Below are 18,578 nucleotides of genomic sequence, written 5' to 3'. Positions count from 1 at the left end.
GGTAGCCTCAGCAAGAGGCGCATCTACTTGGCATAGAAATAATTTAGCAATCGGAATCTGACAATAATCATAAAAAAACAAGCGTGGAGCACGCCAGCTAAAGTTGCCTCCCTATGACAGAGGGCGCCAGAACAAAACATTTGCTGCCAAAACTTTATCTGCTATAATTGCGAGCTTCGCAAATGAGCAACAATGCGAAATCCGGAGAGATGGATGAGTGGTTTAAGTCACACGCCTGGAAAGCGTGCGTAGGTTCATAGCCTACCCGGGGTTCGAATCCCCGTTTCTCCGCCAGCATAGATAAAATAAGGCTCTCCTCGTGAGAGCCTTATTTTTTGCCGTTCAAACTGAATGTGCTATTCAATTCAATTTCCACAGTCCGCACTAAATTTTACTTTTAGAGTAAATTGAGTGATCAACAGCTTACCTACCACCTTAGGTCAGTTGCCTTTTGACCTCTGAAGTCTTCAACCAATTTGACTAAATCCTTGAGAGAATTTGTTAATTCCTCATGACCATTATCTGAGGAGTATTCCATAAATTTTAACCGCATAGATTCCGACGCAACTTCTAGCACGGCGGGATGAACTTCGTCTCTCGGTAAAGTCATGTAATGAAATGGCATGCGCCCATGAGCAAACTGAACATCTTCAAACAAAAGACGTATATCTGGATCGTCAGTACCACAGCCAACAAACAAAAAAGTATGTGTTAACACTAATGATTTAAGAATTTCATAAAAAAGTACGTATTTTGTACGAGCTTTCGCATAATCATTTCTTGTAAAAATTATCTCCTGGGGAGTGTTCGCAGATCCATGGGTTTTAAGAAGCAATCGTACGTCGCCCCCCAACAAATAATTCGCAATGTCCTGACTAGTGTGATCTTTTATTATGATTGTGCTCTTGGATGTGTTTGAGGCATAAGTATCATAAATATTGTCAAAATTTGGACTCGCCACTATTGACGCGTCTAAATTGTATATATGTTCATGGATAGCTGCGTGGCCGTATCCTTGACCTTGATATTCTTTTTGCACTAGGTCAATAAATTGGTCTGGCTTAAGCCTTTTTTTGATTAGTTCACAAGCCGTTAGGAAGTCTTTCCTATTGATTAATTCATCGATATGCTCTGTATTGTCAAGAGTTTGAGAGCATCCTTTTAAAAATTGCTCCCACGTTGCGGGTCTTTTTCCAGCTATGTTTTGTGAATTTCTCGAAACACCTGCACCAATGACTATTACGCAACGTCTTCTACCTATTGCTTGCACTAATTCAATTGGCCAATGAATCATTGAGAAATTCTTTCATAGAATTTTTGGGAAATACTATGAAAAAATTCACCTGCCTCTGTAACCCGTGAATATTGAGAACCAACAATTCCGTCTTTAGATCCAAGATCAAAAATCGGTGCATGCGCTTGTTGCGATAACGGGACTACACTACTTAATGTTGGTATCACACCTAAATCAACCATTTCTGGATTCACATTGAAAAATAAGCAAAGATTATTAATTTCTTTTGTCTGCTTTTCGATTATTCGCTCGAATGCCATGACGGGTTGGCGAGTTCCACCTTTGCTTTTCGCCTGATATTGCTGCATTACAAATCCTAAAAATTTTAAACTCCAACTGACATCATGATTTTGAATTTGAAATGCACAACCTTCTTGCTTTTGATGCCGTTCAATTGCATCGTTTAAACCAGTCATCCAATTTTGAAATGATTTAATTATATTTTCTACTGCCATCAGACTAAAAATATCAACTGAAAGCGGCATGACGAAATAGTCTACGGCTAACAATACTGACCTGTTCAATGCACCTAAAGATGGTCCCATATCAACAAGCACGAGATCATAGTTTCCCAAGCGACTAATTAATTCTTTGATCGCGTATGTAGTTTGAAATCCTCTAGGATCTCCATTTTTTGTTGACGCCCAATCGGTAGCTAATAAATCCTCACGAATTGACAACTTAGGATCGCCAACGATTAAATCAACGCAGAATCTAGTACTTCTAACAATTGTAGGCAGTTCTGTTGGATATCCTTGCCCACGACGGACGGGTTCATAAAACGAATCTAAACTATAGTGGGTATCGTCTAATAAAATCCCCTCCAATTCATCATCATTAAGCAAATACGCCGAAGCATTACATTGTGGATCTGCATCAATAATTAATACCTTCTGATTTTTTACCTTTGACAATGATGCCGCCAAATTACATATCAAAGTAGTTTTACCAACTCCACCTTTGTTATTAAAAAATCCAATACTTTTCATGACGATCCTTCAAAAACGTTCTGATTGATTTGGTTTCTATTTTCAGAATCACCTACGAAAAACTCAGTAGAAATCGCGAAAAAAAGAATTGAGATAAATATATTTCATGAAATTATAGCAATGATTTTGATTTCGCCAGTAGATCCTTTTTGGCAAATCTCAGCTATGAGCTTACCAATACATATTTCTTAAACCGCAATAAAAATCTCAACAATCATATTTTTATTCCAGTGGTTCAACAAATTCTGATTTTTGCCTACAGACACTCCCAGTAATTTTGCTGTCAGTATGAAATAAAAGAGTTGCAGTATGCTCCAAAGTTTTTGCGTCATTGGCACATTTAGGAGCATAAATCATGTTCCGTAAATAGTTCGATTACTTTGATTAAGCCCAGCACCCGGGTAAAAGTCGGTCTTCCAACGCAAATCCAAAGTTGCGTCGCGCATTGCGATGTGACATAGTAATCGGGACATAGTTAAACTATTTTGAGTAAGACGATCAATTGTCACTCCGGATATCAAATGGCTCTTTCCCGAATATCACTGCTCACCCTGTTCCTTCTCTTTGCTAAATTTGCCGCGCCTGCCTTTGGTGGCGAGTTGGTGGTCATTGAAAAAGAAGAGATCACCAAAAAAACAGCCGATGGTGCATTTGTCGGACGCTTTCAGACCGATCTTGGGAAGCTATTGGCAGAGCAAATGGGGCGTACTCTCATAGTTCTTGATCTGCCTCGTAAGCGATTTTCTCCTGCGTTAAAATCAGGTAGTGGTGATATTCTTTGCGGCTTTATTCCGCCTTGGATGCCGGGTGATTTTGATTGGAGTCAGTCATTTATTCCCGTGGCGGACATCGTCATATCTGTCAGTAGTGTGCCTAAACCTGCTTCTATCCAAGATTTAAAAAATAAGCGCATAGGTACGGTATTAGGCTTTACTTACCCCGAACTAGAAAATGAATTAGGTAAAAATTTTTTACGTGATGATGCCCCGTCGATTGACTCATCTTTGCGCAAGTTAATGGCTGGTCGCTTTGATTATATGACGACGACCATGTCAAATTTAAATGAACATCTCAGGCTGGGCGATCTTTCTGTTACGCTCAATCCCCCTTTAATCATTAAGCAGTTCAACACAAAATGTGCTGTCTCTAAAAACGGTCGGGTCAAACTGAGTGAGCTTAATAAAGCGATTGATGCGATTGTGAAGAACGGGGAATTTGCTAAGCTGTTAGCACGCTACCGACCAGAACATTAATAAGAAAAATCTTAACTGAGATTAAATTCCGGTTAAAAAACTCCTCCTACAATGACAAAAATTACGCCGCCATCAGGCACGGCCAATAGCAGCCATCACTTGCACCCACGGAATCGACATCAAGGTCACTATGACTTTGCCAGATTGACCCCATTGGATGCTGAGCTGGCAATGCTGGTAAGCACCAACACGCATCAAAAAACACCGCAACAATCTCAACAGCAAACACATCAAAAAACCACCATAGACTTTACCGATCCTGTCGCAGTAAAAGCCCTCAACCGAGCGTTGCTTAAGGATTATTACGGCATTCAGGGCTGGGATATTCCGGCACATAATTTGTGTCCACCTATACCAGGGCGCGCGGATTATCTGCATTATCTTGCCGATCTGCTGGCATCTGGCAACGCTGGAAAAATACCAAAAGGGTCAGCGGTACAAGTGTTAGATATTGGTGTGGGTGCTAGCTGTATTTATCCGCTGATTGGTAATAAGGAATATGGCTGGCATTTTGTCGGCACTGATATCAACTCGGAATCAATCACCAATGCGCAGACGATTTTAGAGGCAAATCCTGCGATGAAACCAGCAATACAATTGCGCTTACAAACCTCGGCCAATACGATTTTTAAAGGCGTCGTTAGCGATGATGATTGGTTTGACCTGAGCTTATGTAACCCACCTTTTCATAGCTCCGTCAAAGAGGCTAGCGCCGGAACGCAGCGCAAATGGGAAAATCTTGGTAAAGAAGCTGCGAGTGCGCCCACTGTAAATTCAGCTAACACAGCGAACTCGCCAGCATCTACAACATCGCCATTACTCAATTTTGGTGGGCACGATGCCGAGCTCTGGTGCCCAGGTGGAGAACTGGTATTCATACAGCGTATGATTAAAGAAAGCGCTCAGATACCAACGCGCTGCTTTTGGTTTAGTAGTTTGGTGTCCAAATCAGCCAACCTGCCGGGTATTTATGCAGCACTAAAACAAGCTGGCGTACATGACAGTAAAACCATCGCGATGGTTCAGGGGCAAAAACAAAGTCGCTTCGTTGCATGGACTTTTCTTAACACTAGCCAACAGACGGCCTGGCGCAAATTACGTTGGTCAAAAGTGTGACTGATTTTTCTCTCCACAAATACCAGACGCTCGATGGCATACGCGGTGTTGCGGCCTTGTTGATTGTGTTATTTCATACTGCGGATTATTTTGGCCAGGTGTACTTCCCTGAGAGCTATCTGGCGGTAGATTTATTTTTTGTCTTAAGCGGTTTTGTGATCGCTAAAGCCTATGCGCAACGGCTGGCAGATGGTTTATCCGCCGGCGGGTTTATGCGATTGCGACTGATCCGGCTGTACCCTTTGTATGCGTTAGCCACTGTGCTGGGGATTGTGTCGTTCGCGGCTAGTGTGTTGGCAGGGAAGAATGCAGCACAGTGGAGTACCAGCGATTTAATTATTAACTCGGGGTTGGCGATATTGCTGCTGCCCTCACCTTTTACGCCGCAGTTATATGCGATCAATGCGCCATCCTGGTCGCTATTTTTTGAACTTATCGCCAATGCTTTGTATGCGGTCTTGCACCGTTTTTTGAACACGAGCATCTTACTATTAACGATCGCCATTTCTGCCATCGCTTTGCTAGCTTGCACGGTATATTTTGGCAGCCTCGATGTAGGTTACAAGTGGACGCATGCGGTGGGCGGAATACCCCGAGTGCTGTATTCATTTTGTATGGGTCTATTGATTGCGCGGCTGAGTGGTGTACAAGGCGGTGTGCAAGGTGGTGCGCAGAGTAACGATGCTGTTTTTAGTGATGCATTAAGGCGTGTATTGGCGGACTTTAAACTTCCATCATCCATACTACTTTTATTGACGCTGCTGACTCTGTCCGTGACACCGACTGACGCCATCCGTCCCTGGTATGACTTGGGTGCGGTGCTCATTTTATTTCCCTTGATTGTTGTACTCGCCGCCAGATCCGAACCTCGCTCTCTTGGTCTGAAAAAAATCTGCATTTTTCTAGGCGCAATCAGTTACGCGATATATGTTTTGCATGTGCCGATATTTATTTTAGTCACCATCGCTAGTAAAAAACTGGGACTACATGATCTTGCCGACTTTGCGCCATTCTCTGGTGTGCTGTTGTTACTGGTGTTGGTCTGTTTTGCCCGGATCGCGGATCGAGTGTATGACCAGGCGATGCGGCGATGGCTGGGGCAATTTCTGACTAGAGACTAGATTGGAAAGCTGATTCAGAACTAGATTCAGCGATCAATCTGATCGCAAACACGATAAAGCATCTAGCGATTTATTAAACTTCAGCATTAATAACGCAACTCACACAAATATATACTCCTATTAAGTATATTTATATTGTCCATACAATTACTGGTCTGGCGGCTATTTTTAATAAAATTAACGGGGAGTATATTCGACCTCATCTGCGAACATCATCTTTAAACTTCGCTTTATTGGCCGTCAGGATGATCCACATTAACGGCATACGGACTTTTCCCACCATCGGCAATAAAGCGATCAATCCGTGCTTCCAATACCGGCAACGGCACCGAGCCAAGTTGTAATACCGTGTCGTGAAAAGCACGCAGATCAAACTTATCTTTTAAGGCCGCCTCTGCTTTGTGGCGAGCTTTCCAGATCGCCATCTCTCCCAAAAAATATGACAGCGCCTGTGCTGGCCATGAGATATAACGATCGACTTCGGTTTCTATTTCATGCTCTGATAAAGCGGTGTTCTCATGCAAATAGCTTTGTGCCTGCGTCCGAGTCCAGGCTTTGGCATGGATGCCCGTATCCACCACCAAACGCGCAGCGCGCCAGGCTTGGTAGCTGAGCATGCCAAAGCTTTCGTAAGCAGTTTCATACATGCCCATCTCTGTGCCTAAACGCTCGGCATATAAAGCCCAGCCCTCGCCATAGGCTGAGATATACCCTTGCCGAAACTTTGGACGATGCTTTTGCTCCATCGCGATCGGCATCTGGAAGGCGTGACCCGGTGCGGATTCATGCAAGGTCAGCGCGGGCAAACCATACAAAGCCCGCGACGGCAAGTCATAGGTGTTCACCAGATAAATGCCAGGGCCACCACGACCCGAAGTATAAAACGGTGCCTGATCATCTGGTACGGGAGTAATTGCAAAACGCATACGCGGCAAATAGCCGAAAAAATTAGCCGCTTTGCCATCAAACTTTTTAGCAATATAGGCAGCGCGCATTAATAAGTCTTGCGGAGTTTTTGCATAAAACTGAGGGTCGGTACGTAAAAAAGTGAGGAACGCAGGCAAGTCGCCTTTAAATCCTGTTTGTTGAATGACGGCTGACATTTCCTGGCGAATTTTTGCCATCTCGGTCAGTCCGATTTGATGTATCTGGTCTGGCGATAAATCCAGTGTGGTGAACTCTTGTATCTTTGCTTGGTAATACGCCTTGCCATCTGGCAGGCTCTCGGCACTCAGCTCATTACACGCTTTGGGGAAATATTCTGTCTGCAAAAAAACCAGTAGCTCTTTATGGGCAGGAATCACCAAATCCTGAATCACCTTTATACCTTCAGCACGTAGCTGATTTTGCTGATCCGCACTAAGCGTCGCTGGCATATTCTTGAAGGGCGTGTAGAACACCGTGTCTTGTACCGTCTTGGCGTCAATCACGGACGCAACCGAAGCATCGCGTCCCAGCAAAGTCACTTTAGGCGGGGTAAAGCCGCGCTGCAATCCTGCCCGCATATTGCTGACGTTTTCAGCAAAATACCGTGGCACATCCTTTAACTGAGCAAGGTAATTACGATAGTCGACCAAGCTGAATAAAGGTTTTCTGGCAGCGTAGGTCAGGTCAGACCAAAACGCAGAATCGGCATTCAAAGGCTTTTGATATTCCATCAATATCTGATCATTTAGCAAGGCTTTGATCTGGGCGCGATACACGGCGTAATTGATCTGATCTTCCGTCGATAAAGCTGAAGGATTGATCTTGTCTAACTGGCGCATAACATCCGACCAATACACCAACTTTGCTTGCTGTACTACAGCACCGACCTTGGGCAAACTTGGGCTGACACCACGATCGTTATCTTCGTCAAACTCACCAGTCTGCGCCTGCCGCCACGCAGCTTCTTTTGTGTAGATTGCTTTGAATTGCTGTGCGATTTTAGAGTCGGGCTTAAGGTCAGACTTGAAGTGAGGCTTGAGGTTGGGCGTGGTCAACTGATCTGCGGCAAACGATGGTAGCGATGTCGCTGATAATAGTGAAGTCGATACCAGATAAAAAAATGCAACTGAAAAACGGTTCATTATTTCTCTCAAAAAAGGTGCTACCGAGAATTAGCGCCCGGCAATATCAAAATAAAACAGGGTTGCGGAAAAATAGAGAGGGGAAGAAAACATACTCAGCATCTGTGTGTCTATGTGTTCTTACATCCCCAGATATCTACACCTCTGAGGTAAGGTCTTTTTCTAAACTTGCACCAGATTTAGCACTACCAAATATCATATACTCCCCCACACTTTATTAAAAATACGCCCATTGACCAGTAATTACCTGGACAAATAAATATACTTACCATGAGTATATTAATATAAGCAGAATATAAGCAGAATATAGGCGAATTAGCTAAGCAAATAAAACGGATGAATAAGCTGCCTGAAAAATGTGTGAAACAGATATGAGAGATGTGTGACTTAAAGATCAATCACTTCCGGCTCCACATCAGAGGACATCGCTGGTGCGGACAATGGCAGCAAGATCGTAAAGCTAGTTCCTTCACCGACTTTGCTATCAAGATGGATAGAACCACCCAGGACACCTGTCACCAGGTTGTACACAATATGCATACCAAGTCCTGATCCGCCCTGCCCTAATTTAGTGGTAAAAAACGGATCGAAAACGCGCTTTTGGTCTACCTCCGGAATACCAATGCCGTTATCAGCAAAAACAATCTCAACATGCTGATCGTCTACCAAACGGCTGGTGATCTGTATTTCATCCTTAAGTTCACGCTTAATTTCACCCTTCATCTCACCTTTATCTATTCCATCAAAGCCATGGTTGAGCGCATTGCTCATAAAATTAGTCAATATCTGTCCTAATGGTCCGGGAAAACTATCCATAACAATGCCTGGACTAAACTCTGTCCGCAGACTCAGCACCTCTTTATTAAACATCGGCGCTAAGGTCGTGATGACTTCATCTAAAGAAGTTTTCAGATCAAATATCCGCCGCTGATTACTGGCTTGATCAACCGCGACTTGCTTAAAGCTGCGTATCAGTTCGCGCGCAATACCTAAGGTTTTCATCAGCAGCGCAGTACCCGTGGTTGCACTTTGCAGGTACTCGTCCAAAGCAGAACGTCGCAGTTTACCTGCTGATACATCGTCCAATAGCTCTTTGGTCCTGTCTTGCAAGGTGCTGGCAACAGTGACACTGTTGCCGATAGGCGTGTTGAGTTCATGCGCGACACCGGCAACCAGAGAACCTAATGCGGCCATTTTTTCAGAGCGTATCAATTCATCTTGCGCGTATCGCAATGATTCCATGGCTTCTGCCAATTCGATATTGGCTTGCTCCAGCTTCAAGGTTCGCAACCGGACGCGGGCTTCTAACTGCACGGTCATGTCACGTATCTCTTGCTCTACCTGATACTGCCTGGTGACATCCAGCAAACTGAAAATGAAGACTTTATTACCCGCCATATCAAACAAGCGCGCAGATAACAGGCAAGTCAATACGCGACCATCGTAACGCCGGTGCAACATCTCAAAGCGATCTACCCGTCCCTCATTTAATAGAAGCTGCATCATCAAAGCACGCTGTTCAGGCTTATCCCAAAATGCTAACTCGACTGCAGTACGTCCGATCACCTTTTCGCGCGGGAACCCAAACTGCTGGAGCCAGATGTCATTCACTTCAATGACTGACTTAGTTTCAACATCGACCAAGCCCAGTGGGATCGGTGACAACTGAAAAATCGTGGAATATTTATGTTCGTTTTCACGTAATAAACGTTCAGCATCAGCCCGTGCTTGTTCGGTTGCAAGTTCCTGCTCAATGTTTTGCGAGGCTATTAATAAATAGGTCTCATTTTCAGATTCAAATTTAGAGCCAGAAACGCGGCATTGAAAAATGTGACCATCCTGATGACGAAAAGAGATCTGCATATTTCTCACTTCACCATCACGATTGATCAACTCTACTAATTTATTCCTTTGTTCAATCTCCGCCCATAAATTGATGTCGGCTGAGGTAACGCCGATCACTTCATCTCTGGACCAGCCAGAAAGCGACTTCCAATTACGATTGACGTCGATATAGTAACCATCCCTCATCCTGGTCACGGTCAAGGTCACAGGTACCAGTTGGAATACTTTCTCAAACAGCGCCTTACGCTCTTGCAGGACATGTTCTGCATGCTTACGCACGTCCATTTCTGTTTGTATCGCATGCAAGGCCGCATCGGTGTGATGTTGCTGATCAACGATTGCAGCGATCAGCAACATCATGCCAATGCTCAGGTCAATCAAACTGGTCGCTGCAAGACCCCAAAAGATGAAAATATCCGGAATTATGTAGCAACCGCACAAAGCTTTTCCTGATTTAAAAACCTACAATCGCCCTAGTAAATCATCATTTTCTAGGAGCGTCAAATGGCAGAATCAATGGTTGTATCCGGGCTGGTCTCAAAGCGCGCCGAAGTCGCTGGACAAATCGCCTCATTCAAAACAGAAATCATCCGGTTGCAAGGCGCATTATCGCACCTCGATGGCAGCATCAAGCTATTCGCACCGGAATTTGACCTGCGCACTGTCAAGGCCAAGCGCACGAACAAGCGCAATCAATATTTCGCGAAGGGAGAAGCGCAGCGTATGGTGCTAGACGCCATGCGCGAAGCTGGCAAGCCGTTGAATAGCCGTGAAATCACCGACCGACTACTCAAACGCAAAGGTATTGCATCCAGTGCCGAGTTAATCGCACGAATTCAAAAGAACGTCATCGCCGTACTGCACCGCCAGGATGGTCAATTGCTGGAACAGGTAGAGAACAATGACGAACACGGCGCGATGAAATGGGTGATTATCTGAACCGGTTGATTCAAGCCGCCAACAGTTCGGCTACGCGCTTATTGCCCTGCCAATATCCGCACCAGTCCCGGCTGGTCGGTGTCGCAGCACACTTCGTGCAAATGTCATCGAAAATATCGCCATTACTCATGCGGCGAGTGTCTTCGCGGTACGCCGCTTCATTCGCATAGTTGTTCAGGTATAGATTGCCGAACTTGTGGCATTGGCCGTACTGCATGCGGCGGAAGCGTGAGAAATACGACTCGGCCAGATTGTTCGTGGTTCCGGCATCGCTACGGTATTCAACGGCATGGTTGACACGGCGCGTATCAAATTTAGCATGCAGGCCATCGTAGGCCGTCGATTCATCGGCGCAAATCACAGAACCCTTCTGCACATACAAATCGGCCAGTTTGCCGACATCGGCTTGGTTCTCTGCCTTAATCACAAATGACATGGTTTTGTTCGCGCCCTGGATCGTATCGCCGATGATGCTGACCTTCTGGCGCATCACGAACACACAGCGCTTGTCGGGCTTTTGATTCTCCACCAGGCGGCGATCAACCCGGTCTTCCTTCTTATTCTTTGGGCGGACATGACCGTTGACATAAGCACCGTCCATGTGGATCTCACCGGAGAGTTGTGATGTATCGCGCTGTTCCATCAAGGACTCGCGGATTTTATGGGTGAGCACGAAGGCGGTTTTGTATTGCACATCTAAATCACGCCCCATTTGCAGGGCTGAAATACCTTTGACGGCATTGGTGTAGATCGCAATTGCCGCCAGGTACATCTTGAGTGGCAGTTTGTGAAAGGCGAAGATCGTACCGCTGGTGACAGAAAACGTGTGATTGCAGTCCACACAACGCCACTGGCGGCGCGTGGCAATGAAATAGTGTTCATGGACGACACCGCAGGCTGGGCAAGTAACGGCCTTGCTGTCGCCCCAGCGTACTTTTTTGAATACCTTGAATGCCTGTTCGTCGTTCATCTCGAAGACGCGGCGGACTGACAGGGTGCGGGCTTTTGCTGAGAGGAGGAAGTGTTGGGTCATGAGATTCACCTTAAATCTGCTTATATGCAGATATTATAGCAAATACGAGAATTAATACAGCTCTTTTATGCTAATATTTCTTCTTTAAAGCAGAAATTGATTCATATGTGCTATTCTATTACTAGTGTATTTATGGGAGAATTCAGATGACTGAAGTCGAATGGAAGCAATTTGCTGCTCAAACACTGAAAGCTGAATTAGTTAAATCTAGGGTGACTTACGAAAACTTGATTCAACGCCTGCAAGCTATTGGGGTTGATGAGAGCTACAAAGGTATAGCCTCGAAAATAAATCGAGGAACTTTTAGCTTTTTGTTTTTTGCACAGTGTATGAAAGCACTTGGCCGCGACATGGTGCGTTTAGATAGCAACTGATGTCGTGCTGGCCGCATCCATTGCTCAATACGTTGAATCCATGGCCTTCGGATTCTCGCCAAGCATCATATGAGTACAATCAAAATGCAATCCGAATTGGAATAACTAAGATGAAACAGAATATCGAGAGTATCGAAAAATATTTATCCACGTTAAATGAGCATGAGTTGCGCCGAGAGCTTACAGAACGCATGACTACACAGTCGCTTGGATTGACTTGGGAACACAACAAGATCTCCAGAGATAGGGTATTGAATGCCGATATCGTTCTACCACGTCTACGTGAAGAGCTTTCCTGCCGTAGCGTGGAAAGTCAGTCTACAGAACCCTATCAAAATTTAATCATTGAAGGAGATAACTTCGATGCGCTTCGATTGTTGAAAGCAACTCACGCCAACAAAATTAGGGTGATCTATATCGATCCACCATATAACACTGGAAATAAGGATTGGGTATATAACGATCAGTACGTCGGAAAAACTGATCGCTGGCGGCATTCACAATGGTTGGAGTTTCTTTTTCAGAGACTGACATTGGCGCGAGATTTATTAAGTTCAGACGGCGTAATCATGGTAAGCATCGACGACGTTAATCGTTCTCGACTTGAGTTGTTAATGGATAAGATATTCCCCGGTATGCGAGCCGGCAGTTTTGTCTGGAAATGCAGATCCGGTGGGAATGATACGAAAGGAACCTTGCTTTCATCCAACCATGAACATGTTTTGGTTTATAGCGGTGATGCATTCGTATTTGCTGGCGACGGTAGAGAAGAAAGTGCCTACGATAATTCTGATGATGATGAACGAGGAGAGTGGTCAAGCGGTGACTTGAATAAAGCTCATACTGCTAAGCAACGTCCTGAAGCATACTACACAATTCGCAACCCAGAAACTGACGTTCACTATCTTTGTGATCCAGATAGCGTTTGGCGTTTTTCATCAACGACACGCCCGCTCAAGAAAAAATTACAGGCTGATCCAATTGAAATAATTATTGCCGAAAAGCGTATTCTTTGGCCAACTAAGGATCAAACCATAACGTATACGTCAGTAGCAGAAATCAACGCCGCCTTGACGGCTGGCACTGCCCCAAAACAGTTGAAAATATATCTCGACTTGCCTAAGCTAAAAACGCTTGCAAAGAAGGATGAAAAAGTAGCCCGCTTGGTGAGCTATATAGAACCAATAGAGGCGTGGGTCGGCCGAAAAATTGGTGTTGGAAAGCCGCGCTATAAACGTTTTAGAACGCAATTACTGCGGGATGTAACCCCTCTTTCATCCTGGTTGAATCCATCAGCCGATGGTGTACCTGTTGAAACAGAGGACGATGAAGAAGCCGTAGTCCTTACCGTTGGAGCAACCTCTGAAGGTACAACACTATTAAAGCAAATTACCGGCAACAAAGATTTCCCATTTCCAAAACCACTTTCATTACTAAAGGGATTGCTTCAACAGGCATGTAAGCCAGGAGACATTGTGTTGGATTTTTTTGCTGGGTCAGGTACGACCGGACAAGCCGTATTGGAACTTGCCGAGACAATACCTGGACTGCGCTTCATCATGTGTTCAAGTAAAGAATCAACGAAGGCTGAGCCACACAAAAATGTGTGTCTGGATCAATGTGCTGCACGCCTTAAGGGTGTCATCAATGGGTACGGCAAACAACCTGGCACAGGTGGTGATTTCGGCTATGTTGATCTTGTAAAATTTCCACATGCCGATGCAACGATGGATGCATCTCCTGATTTGGCGTTCCAATTACTTAGTTTCAGAAATACTTTGGGTGCGACGCCATTGATCGCAGGCACATGTCATGTAGTTACTTCAACTGATGAATTCGCGGTGGTATATATTCCGGCAGTCACCCCAACCGCTATCAAAGCATTAATTGAACTTCCACAACCAACGTTAGCAGTGTATTCGACAAGACCACAGACGGTTGCTGAACAATTGGAGCTAAGTGGAAAACAGGGACAAAGCTATGCAATCGGTGATGCAATCGTTACCGGACAAAATGGTGGTGCGGCATGAGCGCAGATACCGATTTTATCGCCGCCCAAAGTACACGAATCCATACAGAGGAATTTCAATCCCAGTTGATCAGCAGTATCGCAGCTAGACTGTTGAGTGCACAGCCACCACCGTGCCTACTTCGTGCTCCAACCGGTTCAGGTAAGACCTATGTCATATCGATGATATTGGAAAGTGTGACGCATGCCAGCCCGACAATTTGGTTTTGGTTCGTTCCATTCTCTAATCTCGTACAGCAAACAGAAGATTCAATTGCGGCAAATACGACCGGGTTGACACCTATTATGCTTTCACGCGGGCGCAATCAAGACCCAAAATCTGGGATGGTGGTACTGTCCACAGCACAGGCCGTTGCTAAAGCAACCTCTCGCAATAAGGGTTATCGAGACGGAGAAGATGATGAGATGCGCAGCTTGGCAGATCAAGTCGCTCTTGCCCGCGCCCGTAATCTTAAAATCGGCTTGGTCGTTGATGAAGCGCACATAGGACTTGATTCGCAAACTGAATTTGGTAAGTTTGCCCATTGGTTACAAGCCGACAGACTCATCATGGCGACAGCCACACCACGAGATCAACGTATCTCCGATTTTTTAGCTAATGCTGGATACGCAGACTGCGAAACATTTTCAGTATCGCGTGACGAAGTTGTCGATGCCAGACTGAATAAGCGGTATATCGAGACAGTCATTTATGATTTGCGAGACAGCATGCAAACGATAACCGACTTGCAAAGAACAGTTCTTCGTCAGGGATGGCGACGCAACCGGCATATTCAAACAGAATTGATAAAACAGAATGTTCCCGTTGTTCCGTTACTTCTGGTTCAAGTGGGAAATGGTGAGGGAACGGTCGAAGCAGCCGTGAAATTTCTTATGCAAGACTGTCATGTGCAACAACAGGAAATTGGTATGCATTCTTCAGATGCGCCTAATCCAGTTTTGATGGCATCAATTGCCAATGACTCGACAAAACGGGTATTGGTTTTTAAGCAGTCCGCAGGGACAGGTTTCGATGCACCGCGCGCATTCGTGCTTGTATCAACCAAAAACGTGAACGATCCAGACTTCGCAATGCAGTTCGTCGGACGTGTTATGCGTGTGACGCGACAAATTCGTTCAAGCTACCCAAAACCTATATTAATTCCGGATGAATTTGATACCGCTTACGTTTATTTGGCGAATATGGAAGCACAGGCTGGATTTGAGCAAGCTGTAGCCGCGACTGCCCAAGTGAAAAGCCAATTGGAAGGACAGTCAGAAAAACTTGTTGCAAGACGAACGTTAGATGGCGGCGTTGCGTACACCAATCGCACTACCAATCAACCAATGCTTCCTTACGGTCCAAATCTTCAGTATGGAGAGCGAACAGATACATTGTCTAAAGAAAAGCCCGTCGCTATCGTTGACGCACAATCCCAGCCGGACATGTTTGATGAAGACATTCATTTGGATAGAATTCTGCCAGACATCAAAGCAACCTCGGTACAAAAACGCCCACCAACGCAAACGACACGTGAAGGATTGTTGAATGATCTATCGGAGCGCGGCATTCAGTCCTTTTCGCGACGAGTAGATTTAGTAGGCGTTCCCATTTGTTTAAAACGCGAGTGGCGTCCTGAGATGGCAGATATGTCAGAGATCTCCAGGTCGTGCGCTTCGAGGCTTAACATACCCGACGATATGAAGGATGTTGCGGTTCGCGCCGCATTAGACAGACAAAAAGAGCGAGAAATTCATAAAGAATTGATCACAAAGACGCTGAGGTCAGAAGACGTTCTTGTCATAACTGATCGCGTCAGTCTGGCGAAGGAAGCGCGAATCGCTCTTTCAACATTGCCACAAGTCGAAGAGGAAGATGCCAATATCATCATCCACACATTATCACAGCGCATGCGCCCCGACATTGCCAGTCAGTTCGAACATTTGGAGGAGTTTGATGAAAATCGCCCCGATGAACAAAAAATAATCAAGTGGGCGCGCGACGCAGCGCATATGGTTATTCGAAAACTTATCGGCGACTTGGAAGCTCTATTGCACGAAGAAATAGCCACACGAGCGCATACAATGGATGCAGGGCATCTGCCTGAAGCGATGCTATTCCCTGCAGAAATCGCGCTTGAGGCATCGTTCCGGAATATATACGGTGTATTACCACCATCAGAGGACGATATTGAACGTGTTCCTATGGTTCTGGTTGCGGAAGATCGTGCATGGCTCAAAGATGAAACTTATTCATTAAATTCTGGTGAATCCGTTCTTCTGTCGCGATTCGATTTTTCAGGGAAATTAAATGGGGAAGAACGGGATTTCGCACGCGCCTTGGATCGTGCGGAATTTGTCCGTTGGTGGCACCGCAACTCTGATCGAAAGCCGTGGTCGGTAGCTCTCGTTCGAGGTGAGCACAAAAACTATTTTTACCCAGATTTTGTTATTTGTCTGGACCACTTTCCAGGAGATGAACCGCTTCTCCGTTTAGTTGATACCAAAGAAAATACGAAGGACGCAGCAAGAAAATTAAAACACACACCAAATTATTACGGCAAGGTACTATTTCTTACAAAAGACGGTAAGAAAATAAAATGGGTAAAAGATGATGGATCACTTGGCGATCAGGTTGATTTTGATAATCTTAATAAAATGAGAGATTGGCTAAGAATAAGTCGGCCAGCACGTCAACGTTGAGCTTGGAAAAAGCTTTGTGCGGCTGCTACATAATACCGAAAATATCTTCCGTCGCAAAAACAGGAAAGCCAATGAATAGCATGCCTCTGATCAAGATCAGCAAGAAGAGGATAAGGTGACCCAAATTGGGCTTAGTCTGATGTATTCGCAAAAAACTAAGCGCAGATGCAAAAAGTAATCCGCCACAGTACAAATGCGTCAGGAAGTCAGGCCAGATCAATTCAGGAAAAACTAATTGGGTTCCAATACTCCAGACCGAAACGGCCCCAGAGAAAACGAGAATCCGCTTACTAAATATGGGCAAATCAATAAATACGCGGGTACCCATCCAGAAGAAACTAGCAAACCCGATAAAGAAAAAATCAACGCCGACCGCACTGATATAAGTTTGAACTACAGCGGGCTGAAATGCAGTAAGTTGGAATACAGCGGGTTGGAATACTGCGATCAGCCCGAAAAGATATCTGACACCGACACAGGCATAAGCAATCATCCAAAAACGGGTTGCACGCCTGCAAATATCAATATGCTGCAAGTACATCAGCACCAACACCATGAGCGTACTAATACTGACGGAGAGAGCGCTAGCAACAGTTAAAAGAGAGAGCGGCATAAAAATTCTGCGAAGAGAAATATTAACCAGCAAAAAGCGAATGCTATCAATTGCGATTGATAGTCAGGTATTAAGAGTACAGGTATAGCACCGTTTAGTAGCAAACTTAACTGAGTCTAAACGGGTGAAGAGGTAGAAGCAAGTCGCACTGCAATGCCGCACTGCACTGCCGCATTGCACTGCATTACTTACTGGTGACTAAATATGCTCGTATACGATAAATCGATCTGCAGCAGAGTTATCACGACGAACTTTTAAATGAGATAAATCATATTTTTTGCATCTGCGTAATAACTAGCCTAAGTATCGCCGATCCAGTGATGATGTTGAATCGATGCTTAACCAATACCGAGTCAATGTTGAAAATTTGAGACTAAACGCGCAATTTAGTTGTCATTTTTAAAAAAAATGTACTTGCTCTTGATTATCGTCATTGCTTCACATAAGATGAAGTAAGAAAAAAATTTAACCCAAGCAACAGGGAGAAAACTGATGAAGTCTCAACACAGTAAGATGCCCGGCTTGTTGGCTCAAATGCATGTTCAACCCCACATGCAAACGCCAATACCTTACCAGTGGCTGGCCTCTGGTATTGGATTAGATGAAGTAAAAAAGACAGGTATCGGTAATTATTTGTTAGATGACCTGATATCTAGCTGCTCTGTGAGCAAAAACGATGATGACTTGATCGACTTCCTTGATGAAGATACCGACGTCGACGACCCCAAATTGGGAGCAATTCCCTGGAAAATTTTAATCGCTGATGACGACAGCAACGTGCATGACACAACTTTGCTCGCGCTCAGCGGAGTGCAAATACATGGCAGACCGTTAGAATTTTTACACGCGTATTCTGCAAGAGAAGCCAGACAAGTGATTGTTGATCACGGTGATATCGCACTAGTGTTGCTTGATGTCGTAATGGAGACGGTGGATGCGGGACTAAAGCTGGTCAGCGTTATCCGCAATGAGCTTGGCAGAGATAATCTGCGCATTGTGCTTCGAACCGGCCAACCAGGCTATGCGCCAGAAAAAGTAGTTAATCATGAATTAGCCATTGATGGCTACACCACCAAATCAAAACTGACGCGCTCTATTTTGATTTCGGTTCTGACCGACACCTTGGGGGCAGAGTTTCCTAAGCAAGATCTGCCAAATTAGACTGTAATAAATAATTACTGAAATAAAAAAGGAATGCTGAGCAAATCAGCATTCCTTTTT

14 protein-coding genes, 1 tRNA gene and 1 pseudogene are annotated in these 18,578 nt (G+C 44.8%); 9 read left to right on the top strand and 7 right to left on the bottom strand.

Features of this window, described 5'->3' with window-relative positions; genetic code table 11:
- Positions 1 to 203 precede the first annotated feature (203 nt).
- Positions 204 to 294 (top strand) — tRNA-Ser (locus AAKU61_RS08340).
- A gap of 133 nt (positions 295 to 427) precedes the next feature.
- Here AAKU61_RS08340 and AAKU61_RS08335 read toward each other — a convergent pair.
- The gene (locus tag AAKU61_RS08335) at positions 428 to 1,294 is read right to left on the bottom strand and encodes an SIR2 family protein (RefSeq protein WP_354331270.1); all 867 of its coding nucleotides are present in this window, start codon (positions 1,292 to 1,294) and stop codon (positions 428 to 430) included.
- The gene (locus tag AAKU61_RS08330; RefSeq protein WP_322121500.1) at positions 1,291 to 2,283 is read right to left on the bottom strand and encodes a ParA family protein; all 993 of its coding nucleotides are present in this window, start codon (positions 2,281 to 2,283) and stop codon (positions 1,291 to 1,293) included. The genes AAKU61_RS08335 and AAKU61_RS08330 overlap by 4 nt, the downstream gene beginning before the upstream one ends.
- A 485-nt stretch (positions 2,284 to 2,768) precedes the next feature.
- Here AAKU61_RS08330 and AAKU61_RS08325 point away from each other — a divergent pair, with 485 nt between their 5' ends.
- From AAKU61_RS08325 to AAKU61_RS08315, 3 genes are read left to right on the top strand one after another with little or no spacing between them, the layout of a single operon-like run.
- On the top strand, positions 2,769 to 3,536 hold the full coding sequence (locus AAKU61_RS08325) for a substrate-binding periplasmic protein (protein WP_322121499.1): 768 nt from the start codon (positions 2,769 to 2,771) through the stop codon (positions 3,534 to 3,536).
- A gap of 51 nt (positions 3,537 to 3,587) precedes the next feature.
- Complete coding sequence (gene rlmF / locus AAKU61_RS08320) at positions 3,588 to 4,652, top strand: 23S rRNA (adenine(1618)-N(6))-methyltransferase RlmF (protein ID WP_354331268.1); 1,065 nt, start codon at positions 3,588 to 3,590, stop codon at positions 4,650 to 4,652.
- Positions 4,649 to 5,773, top strand: coding sequence for an acyltransferase family protein (locus AAKU61_RS08315; RefSeq protein ID WP_354331266.1), 1,125 nt, complete (start codon positions 4,649 to 4,651; stop codon positions 5,771 to 5,773). Before rlmF ends, AAKU61_RS08315 begins: the two co-directional genes overlap by 4 nt.
- Before the next feature lie 230 nt (positions 5,774 to 6,003).
- Here AAKU61_RS08315 and AAKU61_RS08310 read toward each other — a convergent pair whose 3' ends face one another.
- Positions 6,004 to 7,842: a DUF885 domain-containing protein gene (locus AAKU61_RS08310; protein ID WP_354331264.1), complete on the bottom strand. Its 1,839-nt coding sequence runs from the start codon at positions 7,840 to 7,842 to the stop codon at positions 6,004 to 6,006.
- A gap of 387 nt (positions 7,843 to 8,229) precedes the next feature.
- A complete protein-coding gene (locus AAKU61_RS08305; RefSeq protein WP_354331262.1) occupies positions 8,230 to 10,047 on the bottom strand; it encodes a PAS domain-containing sensor histidine kinase in 1,818 nt (605 codons plus the stop codon).
- A 144-nt stretch (positions 10,048 to 10,191) separates the two neighbouring features.
- On the opposite strand from AAKU61_RS08305, the gene AAKU61_RS08300 reads away from it, so the two are divergent.
- Positions 10,192 to 10,626: a hypothetical protein gene (locus AAKU61_RS08300; protein WP_354331260.1), complete on the top strand. Its 435-nt coding sequence runs from the start codon at positions 10,192 to 10,194 to the stop codon at positions 10,624 to 10,626.
- Between the two features lie 10 nt (positions 10,627 to 10,636).
- Here AAKU61_RS08300 and AAKU61_RS08295 read toward each other — a convergent pair whose 3' ends face one another.
- Both AAKU61_RS08295 and AAKU61_RS08290 read right to left on the bottom strand, forming a co-directional pair.
- Positions 10,637 to 11,398, bottom strand: coding sequence for an IS1595 family transposase (locus AAKU61_RS08295; protein WP_354331298.1), 762 nt, complete (start codon positions 11,396 to 11,398; stop codon positions 10,637 to 10,639).
- 111 nt (positions 11,399 to 11,509) lie between these two features.
- Positions 11,510 to 11,596 (bottom strand): annotated as a pseudogene (locus tag AAKU61_RS08290) (transposase); the annotation flags it as partial.
- A 209-nt stretch (positions 11,597 to 11,805) separates the two neighbouring features.
- On the opposite strand from AAKU61_RS08290, the gene AAKU61_RS08285 reads away from it, so the two are divergent.
- The 3 genes from AAKU61_RS08285 (at position 11,806) to AAKU61_RS08275 (ending at position 16,744) form a co-directional block, all read left to right on the top strand.
- On the top strand, positions 11,806 to 12,033 hold the full coding sequence (locus AAKU61_RS08285; RefSeq protein ID WP_354331258.1) for a DUF6471 domain-containing protein: 228 nt from the start codon (positions 11,806 to 11,808) through the stop codon (positions 12,031 to 12,033).
- 110 nt (positions 12,034 to 12,143) lie between these two features.
- Positions 12,144 to 14,063: a site-specific DNA-methyltransferase gene (locus tag AAKU61_RS08280; RefSeq protein ID WP_354331256.1), complete on the top strand. Its 1,920-nt coding sequence runs from the start codon at positions 12,144 to 12,146 to the stop codon at positions 14,061 to 14,063.
- Entirely contained in the window at positions 14,060 to 16,744 is a 2,685-nt protein-coding gene (locus AAKU61_RS08275) for a DEAD/DEAH box helicase (RefSeq protein ID WP_354331254.1), read from the top strand. The genes AAKU61_RS08280 and AAKU61_RS08275 overlap by 4 nt, the downstream gene beginning before the upstream one ends.
- Before the next feature lie 25 nt (positions 16,745 to 16,769).
- Here AAKU61_RS08275 and AAKU61_RS08270 read toward each other — a convergent pair whose 3' ends face one another.
- Positions 16,770 to 17,390, bottom strand: a complete 621-nt coding sequence (locus AAKU61_RS08270; protein WP_354331252.1) for a hypothetical protein — start codon at positions 17,388 to 17,390, stop codon at positions 16,770 to 16,772.
- 459 nt (positions 17,391 to 17,849) lie between these two features.
- Here AAKU61_RS08270 and AAKU61_RS08265 point away from each other — a divergent pair, with 459 nt between their 5' ends.
- Positions 17,850 to 18,518 carry a hypothetical protein gene (locus tag AAKU61_RS08265; protein WP_354331251.1) on the top strand — a complete coding sequence of 223 codons (669 nt, stop codon included), beginning with the start codon at positions 17,850 to 17,852 and terminating at the stop codon, positions 18,516 to 18,518.
- The last annotated feature ends 60 nt before the right edge of the window (positions 18,519 to 18,578 follow it).

It is taken from the genome of Undibacterium sp. GrIS 1.2 (assembly GCF_040544435.1).
Classification (GTDB): Bacteria; Pseudomonadota; Gammaproteobacteria; order Burkholderiales; family Burkholderiaceae_D; genus Undibacterium.
This window is presented reverse-complemented; position numbering and strand designations above follow the sequence as displayed.

Coding starts and splice junctions, on each gene's coding strand:
- AAKU61_RS08285 (WP_354331258.1), top strand. CDS start 11,806: ATGACTGAAGTCGAATGGAAGCAATTTGCTGCTCAAACACTGAAAGCT.
- AAKU61_RS08265 (WP_354331251.1), top strand. CDS start 17,850: ATGAAGTCTCAACACAGTAAGATGCCCGGCTTGTTGGCTCAAATGCAT.
- AAKU61_RS08310 (WP_354331264.1), bottom strand. CDS start 7,842: ATGAACCGTTTTTCAGTTGCATTTTTTTATCTGGTATCGACTTCACTA.
- AAKU61_RS08280 (WP_354331256.1), top strand. CDS start 12,144: ATGAAACAGAATATCGAGAGTATCGAAAAATATTTATCCACGTTAAAT.
- AAKU61_RS08330 (WP_322121500.1), bottom strand. CDS start 2,283: ATGAAAAGTATTGGATTTTTTAATAACAAAGGTGGAGTTGGTAAAACT.
- rlmF (WP_354331268.1), top strand. CDS start 3,588: ATGACAAAAATTACGCCGCCATCAGGCACGGCCAATAGCAGCCATCAC.
- AAKU61_RS08300 (WP_354331260.1), top strand. CDS start 10,192: ATGGCAGAATCAATGGTTGTATCCGGGCTGGTCTCAAAGCGCGCCGAA.
- AAKU61_RS08275 (WP_354331254.1), top strand. CDS start 14,060: ATGAGCGCAGATACCGATTTTATCGCCGCCCAAAGTACACGAATCCAT.
- AAKU61_RS08295 (WP_354331298.1), bottom strand. CDS start 11,398: ATGTACCTGGCGGCAATTGCGATCTACACCAATGCCGTCAAAGGTATT.
- AAKU61_RS08335 (WP_354331270.1), bottom strand. CDS start 1,294: ATGATTCATTGGCCAATTGAATTAGTGCAAGCAATAGGTAGAAGACGT.
- AAKU61_RS08305 (WP_354331262.1), bottom strand. CDS start 10,047: ATGATGTTGCTGATCGCTGCAATCGTTGATCAGCAACATCACACCGAT.